Annotated in this window: 15 protein-coding genes; all 15 read right to left on the minus strand. The window is 64.5% G+C overall.

Annotated elements, in window-relative coordinates; translation table 11 throughout:
- Positions 1-693: a hypothetical protein gene (locus tag ABIA42_RS24765; protein ID WP_370120205.1), complete on the minus strand. Its 693-nt coding sequence runs from the start codon at positions 691-693 to the stop codon at positions 1-3.
- On the minus strand, positions 690-2,315 hold the full coding sequence (gene fliF, locus ABIA42_RS24770; protein WP_370120202.1) for a flagellar basal-body MS-ring/collar protein FliF: 1,626 nt from the start codon (positions 2,313-2,315) through the stop codon (positions 690-692). Before fliF ends, ABIA42_RS24765 begins: the two co-directional genes overlap by 4 nt.
- Positions 2,316-2,619: 304 nt before the next feature.
- The gene (locus tag ABIA42_RS24775) at positions 2,620-3,534 is read right to left on the minus strand and encodes a flagellin (protein ID WP_035670210.1); all 915 of its coding nucleotides are present in this window, start codon (positions 3,532-3,534) and stop codon (positions 2,620-2,622) included.
- A 277-nt stretch (positions 3,535-3,811) separates the two neighbouring features.
- Positions 3,812-4,720, minus strand: a complete 909-nt coding sequence (locus tag ABIA42_RS24780; protein WP_271531085.1) for a flagellin — start codon at positions 4,718-4,720, stop codon at positions 3,812-3,814.
- Between the two features lie 265 nt (positions 4,721-4,985).
- Positions 4,986-5,726, minus strand: coding sequence for a flagellar type III secretion system pore protein FliP (gene fliP, locus ABIA42_RS24785; protein WP_271531086.1), 741 nt, complete (start codon positions 5,724-5,726; stop codon positions 4,986-4,988).
- Positions 5,723-6,166: a flagellar basal body-associated FliL family protein gene (locus tag ABIA42_RS24790; protein WP_370123938.1), complete on the minus strand. Its 444-nt coding sequence runs from the start codon at positions 6,164-6,166 to the stop codon at positions 5,723-5,725. Before ABIA42_RS24790 ends, fliP begins: the two co-directional genes overlap by 4 nt.
- Positions 6,167-6,208: 42 nt before the next feature.
- Positions 6,209-6,916, minus strand: coding sequence for a flagellar basal body L-ring protein FlgH (flgH, locus tag ABIA42_RS24795; RefSeq protein WP_370120197.1), 708 nt, complete (start codon positions 6,914-6,916; stop codon positions 6,209-6,211).
- Complete coding sequence (locus ABIA42_RS24800; RefSeq protein WP_370120194.1) at positions 6,917-7,687, minus strand: MotE family protein; 771 nt, start codon at positions 7,685-7,687, stop codon at positions 6,917-6,919.
- A gap of 67 nt (positions 7,688-7,754) precedes the next feature.
- Positions 7,755-8,885 carry a flagellar basal body P-ring protein FlgI gene (gene flgI, locus ABIA42_RS24805; RefSeq protein ID WP_370120191.1) on the minus strand — a complete coding sequence of 377 codons (1,131 nt, stop codon included), beginning with the start codon at positions 8,883-8,885 and terminating at the stop codon, positions 7,755-7,757.
- The gene (gene flgA, locus ABIA42_RS24810; protein ID WP_081494926.1) at positions 8,882-9,358 is read right to left on the minus strand and encodes a flagellar basal body P-ring formation chaperone FlgA; all 477 of its coding nucleotides are present in this window, start codon (positions 9,356-9,358) and stop codon (positions 8,882-8,884) included. The genes flgI and flgA overlap by 4 nt, the downstream gene beginning before the upstream one ends.
- Positions 9,359-9,371: 13 nt before the next feature.
- Positions 9,372-10,160, minus strand: a complete 789-nt coding sequence (flgG, locus tag ABIA42_RS24815; RefSeq protein WP_035670189.1) for a flagellar basal-body rod protein FlgG — start codon at positions 10,158-10,160, stop codon at positions 9,372-9,374.
- A gap of 18 nt (positions 10,161-10,178) precedes the next feature.
- Entirely contained in the window at positions 10,179-10,508 is a 330-nt protein-coding gene (locus ABIA42_RS24820) for a flagellar hook-basal body complex protein FliE (RefSeq protein WP_035670186.1), read from the minus strand.
- A gap of 2 nt (positions 10,509-10,510) precedes the next feature.
- Positions 10,511-10,927 (minus strand): flagellar basal body rod protein FlgC, encoded by a 417-nt coding sequence (gene flgC / locus ABIA42_RS24825; RefSeq protein ID WP_035670180.1) that lies wholly within the window; start codon positions 10,925-10,927, stop codon positions 10,511-10,513.
- Between the two features lie 11 nt (positions 10,928-10,938).
- Complete coding sequence (gene flgB / locus ABIA42_RS24830) at positions 10,939-11,340, minus strand: flagellar basal body rod protein FlgB (RefSeq protein WP_061877140.1); 402 nt, start codon at positions 11,338-11,340, stop codon at positions 10,939-10,941.
- A 65-nt stretch (positions 11,341-11,405) separates the two neighbouring features.
- Positions 11,406-12,491, minus strand: coding sequence for a flagellar biosynthesis protein FlhB (gene flhB, locus ABIA42_RS24835; RefSeq protein WP_271531093.1), 1,086 nt, complete (start codon positions 12,489-12,491; stop codon positions 11,406-11,408).

Here is a 12,491-nt window from a genome sequence, read left to right on the forward strand (position 1 = left end):
CTACCGGCGCGCTTCCTTGAGGCGTTCACTCCAGGCGGAGATCTGCGTCTCGATCACGGTCTGGTCGGCCACGACACGGACCTCGAAGGTATCGGCGGCCTCGTACGCGATGCCGGTTCGCCTGGAAGCCTCGAGCTGCGTCTTCACGAGGTCGAGCAACTCGCTCGGGCCCGTGACCTTGAAGACCGGCACCGGTGAACCGCCGGTCAGCACCGCAATCTGCTCGACCAGTGACTCGATTGCCTTGTTGCGCACCGCCTCGGTGAGGAACGGCAGCAATATCCGCGCAACGGAGCTTGCGATGTTGCTCTCGATCTCCCGGCAGGCCGCCTCGAAGCCGCCGACGATCGCGACCGCCTGCTGGTCGGACCATTTGGCCCGCTCCTCTCCGAGCCGGATCGCGCCGCGGACGCGCTCCTCCGCCAACTTGGCTTCGCCCTCCGCGACGCCGGCGGCATGTCCTCGCCGATAGGCATCGTCCAGGAGGTTGGCGGGCGGAGCTTCCGTCGCGGGCGCCGGAGGCGGCGCCTGTAGCTGCGGCTGGGTCTGGGGCTGCGGTTGAGGTTGAGGCTCGCGCCGGGCTTCCTTCGACCTCGTCAGCACGTCCTGGATTTTCGGCGACGGAGGCGGCGACGACTTGACCCGGCCATTCGCGTCGAACTGCGTCAGGAGTTTTCCGATTGCCGCGTTCATGCCGCCTCCTCACGTCGCATCCAGTCTTTAAGGATCGCAGCCGCCTGCATCTGATCGAGCCGGACGATCTGCTCCAGCCGCTTCTGCGGCGTTCGCTGCATCTTGCCTTCGAGGTCTTCGACGAGGTTGAGCTCGGCCTCCTCGCTGTCGGGCAACGCAAGGGCCGCCGCAGCCTCGATTTGGGCGGCCTCAGCCGCCTCGGCCTGCTCCTGCTCCGCGCGATGGGTCAGAATGCCGTTGACCGCGGGCCGAAGCCCGAACCAGACCAGCATCGCAGCAACCGCCAGGATCGTCACTGCATTGATGACGCTGCCGAGCTGCTTGTTGATCATCTCGACGAAGCTGATCGGGGGCACCGGCGCCAGCTCACGCGAGCCCTCGATGAAGTCGACGGCCGTCACCTGGATCTGGTCGCCGCGCGCCTTGTCCAGTCCGCCCGCCGTCGCCGCGAGCTGACTGATCTCTGCAAGCTTGCTGTCGACGATGGCCTGGTTGCTCTTGTCGCCGAGATCGGCGACCAGCCGCGCGCGGTTGACCAGGATGGCGATGAAGAGCTTCTTGACCGAATAGCCGTCGCTTACCGTCGTCGTGGTCTTGGACGAGACCTCGAAATTGGTGACGTCCTCGCGGCGGCTCTTGTCCTCGCTGGAGTTCTTGCCGCCGCCGGCATTCACCTGCTGGTCGGGAAGATTCTGCTGCACCGTGGTCGGCGTCGAGCGGTCGGCGTTCTGCGACGATTCCTTCTCGCGCACGTTCCGGACCGAACGTTCGGCGCGGCTCTCGGGATCATAGACCGTCTCGTTGATCTGCCGCTTGTCGGTGGAGAGCTGCGGTGCAACGCTCACCTCGAAATTGTCGAGGCCGAGATACGGCGTCAGCGCCTTGCGAATGTTCTCCTGCACCATGCCGCCGACCGTCTTCTGAAGGCTCGCCATCTTGGTCGGCGCGGCGCTAGCCTCGTCCTCTTCGGCGAGCAGCATCGATCCGTCGGCGTCCAGCACCGTCACCTTGTCGCGGCTCATGCCGGGGATGGCGGCGGCGACGAGATGACGGATCGACTGCGCCGTGCGCGCCTCGATCGCGCCGTCGGTGCGCAGCACGACCGAGGCCGATGGCGGCTGCTGCGTCGCGCGGAACGAGCCGCGGACCGGCAGCACGATATGCACCCGCGCCGCCTTCACGCCCTTCATCAGTTGTACCGTGCGCGCAATCTCGCCCTCCAGTGCGCGGAGCTTGGTGACCTCCTGCATAAACGACGTCAGGCCGAGCGAGCCGATCTTGTCGAACAGCTCGTAGCCGGAGTTGGCGCTGGTCGGCAGCCCCTTCTCGGCAAGCAGCATCCGCGCCTGCATGGTCTGGCTCGGGCGCACCGAGACCGCATCGCCGGCGGTGTTGACGTCGAAGGCGATGTTCTGCTCGCGCAGCGCAGCGCCCATGCGCGTCACATCTTCGCGTGTGAGGCCGGTATAGAGCGTTTCGAACTCGGGGCGGCTGAGATAATAGGTACCGCCGACGACGGTGACGAGAACGGCAAAGCCGATCAGTCCCAAGGCCATCAGGCGTCGCGGCCCAAGCTCCAGCAGATTGTTGAGCAGTTGCTGTACCTGCGCACGACTGAGCATATGACCTCGTACCAATGCGAACGTACAGGACACTCAGCTGCCAACCTTGTCTGAAGGTTGCGCGAGGCCGCGAATGTGTCAGTTCGCTGGCGAGGCGTTGCAATTTTGCAAGAAGCCAGGACGACGCAATCCGTTCGGCGGCCACAAGCCGACGCTCGGGCGCATGGCAGCGCCATCGGCTGCGGCGTATTGCATGAAGTCTGGCGTCGGAAGGTCGATGCCGGCGTGTCGTTCGCCGTCGCATCCGCCGATCATGGCGGGGACCGTGCCCCCTGAGGGAGCACGGTCGTTTCGAAAGCGCCGCTTAGCCGCGGAACAGCGACAGGATGCTCTGGCTGTTCTGGTTGGCGATCGAGAGCGCCTGGACGCCGAGCTGCTGCTGGGTCTGCAGAGCCTGGAGGCGGGTCGATTCCGCGTTCATGTCGGCGTCCACGAGCTGGCCGACACCGCGGTCCACGGAGTCCATCAGGGTCTTCACGAACTCCGAGTTGGTCGAGATGCGGTTCTTGACCGCACCGAGATCGGCAGCGGCCGAGCTCACCGAGTTGATCGCAGCGGTGACCTGCGCGATGTAACCATCGAGCGTGGTCTGGTCAGCCGCCGAGTCGGTCAGCGCGGAGATGTTGATCGTGTCGACGGACGCGCTGCCGCTCACCGTGTCCAGAATGCCGGTCTGCGTGGTGGAGTAGAGCGTGTAGTTGGCGGTCGTCACGGTGATGGAGCCGATGGTGGGCGTGCCGCCGACACGCGAATACGACGATACGAGATTGAAGCTCGTCGGGGTGGTACCGGTCGTCGTGCTCAGCCAGTTGATGCCGTTGAAGGTGGCCGAATTGGCCTTGAGCTTCATATCCTGCTGGATCTGGGTGATGTCGGCCTGGATCTTGGTGCGGTCGATACCCGCGGTCTTGGCTTCGACCAGCAGCGCCTGCAGCTTGGTCAGGCCGGATTCCTTGTCGCCGATCACCGAGGTCAGAGCGGTGTATTCGGTGTCGACGGTCGCGGCCGACAGACCGAGCGAGTCGGAAACGGCGGACAGCGCGGCGTTGTCGGAGCGCATCGACGTCGCGATCGACCAGTAGGCGGCGTTGTCCGAAGCGGTGGCCACGCGCTGGCCGGTGGAGATCCGGTTCTGCGTGGTGGCGAGTTGCGCGCTGACAGACCGCAGGGTCTGGAGCGCGGTCATGGCGGAGGAGTTGGTGAGGAGACTAGAACCCATTTTGATGTCCCTTTGAAGATTGAATCGAGCTTAGGGGACATACCGGGCTTGCACCGGTACGACAGGGCGGCGTCATGCCTTTGGGCTTCCCGCAAAACGCGGGTTCAAGGCCCAATCTGTCGTAACGGCGAGGTTAGCGAGCGAAGCTTGTGCGAGGCTTGTGGCTCTGTGCTCCAGCTGCAACAGGGAGCCGAAATGACGGCGTGCGCATGGCGTCACGCCAAACGAAAGGGCCGCGCTTCGCGAGAAGCGCGGCCCTCCTCCGATGACTTGGATCTTAGCGGAACAGCGACAGGATGCTCTGGCTGCTGTTGTTGGCGATCGAAAGCGCCTGAACGCCGAGCTGCTGCTGGACCTGAAGGGCGGCCAGGCGGGTGGATTCCGCATTCATGTCCGCGTCGACGAGCTGGCCGACACCACGATCAACCGAGTCCATCAGCGATTTCACGAACTGCGTGTTGGTCGAGATACGGTTCTTGACCGCACCGAGATTGGCAGCGGATGCGGCCACCGAGTTGATGGCGGTCGTGACCTGCGCGATGTAGCCGTCGAGCGTGGTCTGGTCAGCCGCCGAGTCCGTCAGCGCGGAGATGTTGATGGTGTTGACCGACGCACTGCCGCTCACGGTGTCCAGAATGCCGGTCTGCGTGCTGGAATAGAGCGTGTAGTCGGCGGTCGTCACGGTGATGGAACCGGTCGTGGGCGTGCCGCCGACGCGAGAGTACGACGACACGAGGCTGAAGCTCGTCGGTGTGGTTCCGGTCGTCGTGCTCAGCCAGTTGACGCCGTTGAAGGTCGCGGCATCGGCCGTGCTCTTCATCTGCTGCTGGATCTGGGTGATGTCCGCCTGGATCTTGGTGCGGTCGATACCGGCGGTCTTGGCCTGGACCAGCAGCGACTGGAGCTTGGTCAGACCGGAGTCCTTGTCCCCGATGACCGTGCTCAGAGCGGTATACTGCGTATCCACGGTCGCGGCCGACAGGCCGAGCGAGTCCGAGACGGCGGAGAGCGCGGCGTTGTCGGCGCGCATCGACGTCGCGATCGACCAGTAGGCGGCGTTGTCCGAAGCGGTGGCGACGCGCTGGCCGGTGGAGATCCGGTTCTGGGTGGTGGAGAGTTGCGAACTCACAGACCGCAGGGTCTGGAGTGCGGTCATGGCAGTCGAGTTCGTAAGCAGGCTTGACATTGCGAATGTCCCTTTTTTGTACGCGATACATTTTCACGAGGGGACATACCGGGCTTTCACCGGTACGGAGGGACGGCATCATGCCTTTGGACTGATGTGGGTGGGGTCCAACCCGCCGTGCCGCATTGCTAGCACGCCGAATCTTGCCTCCAGATTAAGGTCAGATAGAATTTCGCTGTAAAATCATATGGTTAACATTACCCGCCGCTAACCATATCCCGCGCCTATCGCTTAACCATATCCAGCCGGTCAGCGATATCGGCTCTTACGAGAACGAGCGCACCAGTCCGGAGGCCAGCAGGTTCCAGCCGTCGATCAGCACGAAGAACAGCATCTTGAACGGCAGCGCGAGGATCGTGGGCGGCATCATCATCATGCCCATCGACATGGTCAGCGTCGCCACGATCATGTCGATCACCAGGAACGGCAGGATGATGAGGAATCCGATCTCGAACGAGCGCCTGAGCTCGGAGATCATGAAGGCCGGGATGATGACGCGCAAATCGACGCGCTTGTCGTCGAACTTCTTGCGGAAGCTCTCCGCGGCGAGCGCTTCGAAGGTCTGGAGATCCTTGTCGCGGACATGGGCCAGCATGAACTCGCGGAACGGGTCGGTGATCTTGAGATAGGCTTGCTCTTCCGAGATCTCGTTCTTCATCAGCGGCTGGACGCCGGTCTCCCAGGCCCTGTCGAAGGTCGGCGCCATGACGTAGAAGGTCATGAACAATGCGAGACTGATCAGTACGAGGTTGGCAGGCGTGGTCTGGAGGCCGAGACCGGCGCGCAGGAACGACAACGCCACCGCAAATCGCGTGAAGCTCGTCACCATGATGAGCAGCCCCGGCGCCACCGACAGCACCGTGATCAACGCCATCAGCTGGATGATCCGGCCGCTGGTCGAGCCGTTTCCCGGCGGCAACAGGGAATTCAGGTCCGGAATCTGGGCCAGCGCCGCTTCGGGCAGCACGACCAGAACCAAAGCGATCAGCAGGACTTTCACTCTCACTGGATCACCAGCGTCTCGATGATCAATTCTCGGACCTTGCCCGACGAGCGGATGTTGGCGCGCTCGGTCAGGTCGTCACGCAGATGCTGGAGTCCGCGCGATCCCTCGAACTGCGCAACCGTCGCCGACCGCAGATAGGTCACGATGTCCTCGCTGATATGTGCGGCCAGAATGCCGGCATCCTCGTCGCTCATGCTGTCGGTCACCATGGAGGCTTCGATGCGCGCCCAGTTGTTGGTCGGCGCGGCAAGATTGGTCACGATCGGAGACAGTTTCCTGAGCCGCGCGCTGCCGGCGTAGCTCGAGGCGATCGGCGGCGGCGTGGCGCTCTTCTTCGCATCGGCAACGCGCTCGGCGGTCGCGATCAGATGCAGGCCGGCAAGGGCGCCCGCGCCGATCGCGATCAAGGTCAGCACGACGATGGCGGCAATCAGGCGCATAACGTCCCCTGCCATCGTGACGCGACCCGGCCGGCGCAAGCCTCAGAATGGTGCCACGGCGTCATAGATACGGTGTCCCCATCCAGGCTGCTGCACGTCCGACAGATTGCCGCGCCCGCCATAGGACACGCGCGCCTCAGCGATCTTGTCGTAGGAGATCGTGTTGGTTCGCGAGATATCGCGCGGACGTACGATGCCGCCGACGTTGAGCACGCGCATCTCCGTGTTGACGCGAAATTCCTGCGAGCCGCTGATCATCATGTTGCCGTTCGGCAGCACGTCAGTGACGATGGCCGCGATCGACAGCTTGATGTCCTCGGTGCGATCGATCTGGCCGTTGCCCTTGATCTGGGTATTGGTGTTGAGGTTGGCATTGGCTTGGCCAGTGTCGCTCCAGCCTGCGACGTTCATCAGCCAGTCGAGCCCGAACTTGACCTGGGAATCGCGGGAGCGGTCGGTCTTGTTGTCGAGCTTGGCCTTGTCCTGCATCGAGATGATCACCGTCACGACGTCACCGGTGCGCCGAGCCCGGGGATCGCGGTAGAGATCGGTGCCGTCGTCCCAGGTCGAGCGATAGCTGACAGGCGTGCGCATGCGCGGCGTCACCGGGATCGGATCGGCCTGCATCCTCAGGCCGCTGCCGACAGGCGACATTTGCGGACCGGTCAGGACTTCGGCCGGATCATGATAGCATCCCGCCAGGACCATGGACGCCAGCAGGAGCGAAGGGACGAGGATCGGCTTGTTCATCTATTTGGTCTTTCCGTCATCCACGCGACGCATGCCGCCGAGCAGGTCGGCGAGATGGGCCGCGCGAGCCGTATCCATCTCATTGAAGATCGCGCTCGAGCTCCTCGGGCTGAGCTTGGCGAGCACGGCGGCGGCGGTCTCGTCGGTCATGCCGGCGATCTGGGTCGCCGCAGCTTCGGGCTTCATGCGCGAATAGATCTCGACAACGCTCGCTTCAGCCTTCTTCAGGAAGTCGTCGCGCAGCACCATCCACTTCTCGTATTCGGCGCGCTTGGCCTCGACTTCGGCAATGCGCTCGCGCAGCAGGCTCTCGGCCTTCTCCAGCTCCTTGAGCTGCCAGGCCAGCCTTGCGTCGACGGCGGGATCGGCGACGTTGCTGCAGAACAGGGCGATTTCGTTGTCCGGGGCCGGCGCAGCCTGCGGCGGCGCAGGCTTCGGCGGCGCCGTGACGCTGCCGGGCCTGGCCGGACGGACCGGTGCGGGCGCAGGCGCGGGTGTCGGGGTCTCGGAAGCCGGCATCGCCCCGGTGACCGCGGGTCCCGACTCTTCGGCCGCCCATGCCGTCGCCCGGATCGAAGCACTCTCGCCGGAATTCGGGGCGGCCGGCACCTGCGGCTTCTGCGGTCCCGCCGCGCGGGCGCGCGCGAAGGAGAGCAGGTTGAGCGGCTTCGACGGCCTGGCCTCGTCCAGCGCCAGCACGGGCGATGCGCTCGCGAGCATTGAGGCCGCGGCCAGCAGGAGGAGTTTGGCTTTGTGATCCAGCTTCAGCATCGGGCCGCGTGCGATTCTCGGTCGAGACTTGAGCATTGAGCGACCAAGCTTGCACGACGCTTATGCATCATTGCACGATGACGTCGGCCTGGAGCGCGCCTGCCGTCTTGATCGCCTGGAGGATCGCGATGATCCCCGATGGCTTCAGGCCGATCTGGTTCAGCCCGCGCACCAGGCGCTGGAGATCGACCCCGCTCAGGATCGCCACCTGCGCTCCCGCCTCGTTGGCCTCGACCACGGTCTGCGGGACGACCACCGTCTGCCCTCGCGAGAACGGCGCCGGCTGCGAAACGACCGGCATCTCCGTGACACGAACCGTCAGATTGCCGTGGGTCACGGCAACGGTCGATATCCGCACGTCGCGCCCGATCACGACCGTGCCGGTGCGCTCGTTGATCACGACCCGCGCCGGCGTATCCGGCTCGACCGTCAGTTCGCCGATCTCGGCCAGGAAACGGACAGGGCCGATGTGACGCGGCTTCGACAGCACGATGGTGCGGTAGTCGCGCTCGAAGGCGATCTGCGCGCGGTAACGTCCGCCGGCGTATCGGTTGATGGCGTCGAGAATGCGCGTCGCGGTGACGAAGTCGGGGTTCTTCAGCTCCAGCACCAGGAACTCCATCTCGCGGAGACTTCCCTGCACCTCGCGCTCGACCAGCGCACCGTTCGGGATGCGCCCGGCCGTCGGCGTACCCTGGCTGACGTTCTGCGCCTGGCCTCCGACGCTGTAGCCGGCGACCGTGATCGCGCCCTGCGCCACCGCGTAGACGGCGCCGTCCGCGGCGCGCAGCGACGTCATGACCAGCGTGCCGCCGAGCAGCGACGTCGCATCGCCGAGCGACGACACGGTGACGTCCATGCGCTCGCCGGGCCCGATCGATGGCGGTAGGTCCGCGGTCACCATCACCGCCGCGACGTTGCGCGTGCGCAGCGTCGTCGGACGCGGGGGGTTGTTGGTGCTCGTGGTCTCGTTCCTGACGTTGATGCCCATGTTCTCGAGCATCGATTGCAGGGACTGTTCCGTGAACGGCGCGTTGCGAAGCGTGTCGCCGGTGCCGTTCAGGCCGATGACGAGGCCGTAACCGACGATCTGGTTCTCGCGCAAACCCTTGATGTCCGCGATGTCCTTGACGCGGACGGCCGCCTGGGCGCTGACGACCGACATGAGCAGGACGAGCGCAAGCAGGAGTCTTGTCATGACCCGTCCACGACCTTAACGGTGCCGTCCGGCTGGACGACGCCCCTGATGATCACCCCGGTATCCGTATTGCGTACCGGAATGAGTGCGCCGGCCGCACCCGACTGCATCGCCGAACCGTAGGTGACGATGGACAGGCCGCTGTCTTCGACCACGACCTTGACCGTGGCGCCGCGGGCGACGGTCCAGGGGTCTTCCACCGCATTGGTCGGAATGGGCTGGCCCGGAAACAGAGCGCGCCGCGCCATGCGGCCGACCAGGACCTGACGGCCCTCGATGAACATGGCGACGCCGAGCAGACTCGGCGCGAAGGCGCGTTCGGTGATCATCTCCTCCCGGATCAGCTCGCCGGCGCGGATCGAGACGGCCGGCACGGGAAGCCGCTTCTCCTCGGCCGCAGCGCCGCGCGCCGCGACGAGAACCAGCAGCACGGCGGCCAACCCGCGCATGATCAGGCCCACCCTGTTCAACATCGAGACACCGGAACTAGCGCATGCCCTTCGAGACCGTCTGGGCCATTTCATCCGAGGCCTGGATGACCTTGGCATTCATTTCGTAGGCGCGCTGCGCTGAGATCAATTCGGTGATTTCCTTGACCGGATCGACGTTGGAGGCTTCGAGCCATTTCTGGTTGATCTTGCCGTAACCGGCGTCGCCGGGCAGCCCGACGACCGGCGTGCCGGACGCCGTGGTCTCGCGATAGAGATTTCCGCCCAGCGGCTCCAGGCCCGCTTCATTGGCGAAGTTGGCGAGGTTGAGCTGACCGATCTGCCGCGGGTTCACTTCCGTATCCAGCTTGGCGAACACCTGGCCGGTGGCGTTGACCGTGACCTCGACCGTCCCCTGCGGCACGGTGATCGCGGGATCCAGGAGATAGCCGTCGATCGTGACGAGCTGAGCGTTGGCATTGGTATTGAACGAGCCCGCGCGGGTGTATTGCACCTCGTTGTTGGGGCCGAGCACCTGAAACCAGCCGCGACCGTTGATCGCGAGGTCGTAGGGGTTGCCGGTCTGGGTCAGCGCGCCCTGGATGTGCAGCTTGCGGATCGCCGCCGACTTGACGCCGAGGCCGAGATTGGCACCTTCCGGGATCGGCGAGGAGCCGTTGACGTTCGCGACGCCCTGCATGCGGTCCATCTGGTAGAACAGATCGGTGAACTCCGCGCGCGCCCGCTTGTACGAGGTCGAGTTGATGTTGGCGATGTTGTTCGCGATGACTTCGATGTTGGTCTGCTGGGCGTTCATGCCCGTGGCCGCAATGGCGAGCGATTTCACTTATTTCATTCCTTCAGGTCAGATCGACATCCGAACGACTTCTTGGTAGGCCTGCACGACCTTGTCGCGAACCGCGACCGCCGTCTGCAGGGCCTGCTCGGCCGACATCAGCGCCTCCACGACGCGACGCGTCGATTCCTTGCCCTGCATCGCCGAGATCGACGCCGCCTCGCCCGCCTTCAGCGTCCCGATCGCGTCGGTCGTCACCTGCTTCATCACGGATTCGAAGCCGACGTCGTCACCGGTCTGGATCGCCGTGGTCGCCGCGGGCGAGACGGCCTGCGTCTCGGTGGCGCGGCTAGCCGCCTGGCCAGCGGATATCGCCGTGGATGAAATCGCCTCAAGCATTGTCAGCTCCTCAGAAGATCGATGGTCATGCCGAGCATGGATCTCACCTGCTTCACGACCTGAAGATTGGCTTCATAGGACCGGTTGACTTCCCGCATGTCGGCCATTTCGATCATCATGTTGACGTTCGGCAGCTTGACGTAGCCGGCCTTGTCGGCAGCGGGATGTCCCGGATCGTACTCCACGCGATACGGCGTGGTGTCGACCCCGATCTCCTTGACCTTCGCGAGCTGCGCGCCCGAGGCTCGGTCCATCGCGGCATCGAAGGTGATGGTCTTGCGCTGATACGGATCGGCGCCGGCAATGCGCCCGGTCGAGGTGGCGTTCGCGAGATTCTCCGAGACGATGCGCATGCGCGTCGACTGCGCTTCGAGCCCGGAGCTCGCGACCGTCAACGAAGCTTGCAGTGAGTCCAGCATGTCAGTTCACCTCAGGCTTTTGCGCTCGACAGAACCATACGGTGGAACGACCGCACGATCGCCGAGTTCATCGAATAGTCGCGATTGACGTCGCTACCCTTGATCATCTCCTGCTCGAGACTGACGGAGTTGCCGGAGTGAACCACCTCCCAGCTGTCCTTCTTCGCGGTCGCCCGCGTGTCGGTCTCGGTCGCGGACAATTGCATGTGCGACGGCGACGTCGTCGCAAGCCTGACCGGCATGCCGTCGAGCACCTTGTTGAACGGCTCGACGTCGCGCGCCCGAAAGCCCGGCGTGTTGGCGTTGGCGACATTCGTGGCGATGGTCGACTGGCGGAGTTCGAGGTACCGCGCCTGCGACGATGCGAGTTCGAAGAGATAAAGCGGTCCCACGACAGCCCCATTCTGGTCCATTCGAGGGAAGCTTAGGGCGTCAAGCTTTCGTCAGGCTGATGAGGCAGACGCTATCCTCCGAAATCCTACTGGACCTTCTCCGGCCGCGGCGTCTGCTTGGATTGGAGGAAGTAGATGATCTCGGCGACGGGTCGGAAGAATTCGGCCGGAATCACCTGATCGACCTGGACCGCCTCGTAGAGTGCGCGCGCCAGCGCCTTGTTCTCGATGACGGGGATTCGATTCTGCTCGGCAACCTCGCGAATCTTCAAGGCGATCACGTCCATGCCCTTGGCCACGACGAGCGGCGCGGCATTTTCCTCGCGCTTGTAGCGCAGCGCGATCGCGAAATGCGTCGGGTTCGCGATCACCAGCGTCGCGCGCGAGGCCGAGGCGATCATCCGCTGGCGCGAACGGTCGCGCGCCAGCGAGCGCAGCCGCGCCTTGATCAGCGGATCACCTTCCGCCTGCTTGTGCTCGTCCTTGATCTCCTGCTTCGTCATGCGCAGCTCGCGCCGCCAGTGAAAGCGCGCCCAGGCGAGATCAATCGCCACCAGGACGATGGTCGCGATGCAGATCGCCGAGACGATCCGCATCGCGATGTTGAGAATCATCTCCGGCAGCGCGACCGGATCGGTGTACATCGCCTCGAACGCCCTCGCTTCGGACGAGCGCAGCACGAAGGCGACGACGGCGCTCACCGCGCCAAGCTTGAACAGCGACTTGGCGAACTCGATCAGGCCCTGCGTCCCGAACAACCGGCTCCAGCCGCTGATCGGGGAGATCCGGTTCAAGTCCGGCTTGATGCGCTCGAGCACCACGCGCGGGGCGTTCTGCAGCAGCGAGGCGGCGAGCCCGAACACCACCAGGATGACGACCAGCGGCACCAGGAACCGGAGCGCCTGGAGTCCGACCACGGTGAGCAGGTTCTGCGCGTCTGCGCCCGTGCTGAGCGGGAAGCCCTCGGGATCGTCGAGGAGGCTCTTCAGCGTCGGCGTCAATTGCTGCACACCCTGGCCGATCAGGAAGGCCTGGATCACCATCAGCGCGGCCATCGAGGCGAATATGGAGGCCTCCCGAGAGACCGGAATCTTGCCCTGCTCGAGCGCATCACGGACTTTCTTCTCGGTCGGCTCTTCTGTCTTGCTCTCCGGATCGGATGTTTCTGCCAT

It is taken from the genome of Bradyrhizobium sp. USDA 327 (assembly GCF_041262065.1).
GTDB lineage: Bacteria > Pseudomonadota > Alphaproteobacteria > Rhizobiales > Xanthobacteraceae > Bradyrhizobium > Bradyrhizobium liaoningense.

Coding starts and splice junctions, on each gene's coding strand:
- ABIA42_RS24765 (WP_370120205.1), bottom strand. CDS start 693: ATGAACGCGGCAATCGGAAAACTCCTGACGCAGTTCGACGCGAATGGC.
- fliF (WP_370120202.1), bottom strand. CDS start 2,315: ATGCTCAGTCGTGCGCAGGTACAGCAACTGCTCAACAATCTGCTGGAG.
- ABIA42_RS24775 (WP_035670210.1), bottom strand. CDS start 3,534: ATGGGTTCTAGTCTCCTCACCAACTCCTCCGCCATGACCGCGCTCCAG.
- ABIA42_RS24780 (WP_271531085.1), bottom strand. CDS start 4,720: ATGTCAAGCCTGCTTACGAACTCGACTGCCATGACCGCACTCCAGACC.
- ABIA42_RS24790 (WP_370123938.1), bottom strand. CDS start 6,166: ATGCGCCTGATTGCCGCCATCGTCGTGCTGACCTTGATCGCGATCGGC.
- flgH (WP_370120197.1), bottom strand. CDS start 6,916: ATGAACAAGCCGATCCTCGTCCCTTCGCTCCTGCTGGCGTCCATGGTC.
- ABIA42_RS24800 (WP_370120194.1), bottom strand. CDS start 7,687: ATGCTGAAGCTGGATCACAAAGCCAAACTCCTCCTGCTGGCCGCGGCC.
- flgI (WP_370120191.1), bottom strand. CDS start 8,885: ATGACAAGACTCCTGCTTGCGCTCGTCCTGCTCATGTCGGTCGTCAGC.
- flgA (WP_081494926.1), bottom strand. CDS start 9,358: ATGTTGAACAGGGTGGGCCTGATCATGCGCGGGTTGGCCGCCGTGCTG.
- ABIA42_RS24820 (WP_035670186.1), bottom strand. CDS start 10,508: ATGCTTGAGGCGATTTCATCCACGGCGATATCCGCTGGCCAGGCGGCT.
- flgC (WP_035670180.1), bottom strand. CDS start 10,927: ATGCTGGACTCACTGCAAGCTTCGTTGACGGTCGCGAGCTCCGGGCTC.
- flgB (WP_061877140.1), bottom strand. CDS start 11,340: ATGGACCAGAATGGGGCTGTCGTGGGACCGCTTTATCTCTTCGAACTC.
- flhB (WP_271531093.1), bottom strand. CDS start 12,491: ATGGCAGAAACATCCGATCCGGAGAGCAAGACAGAAGAGCCGACCGAG.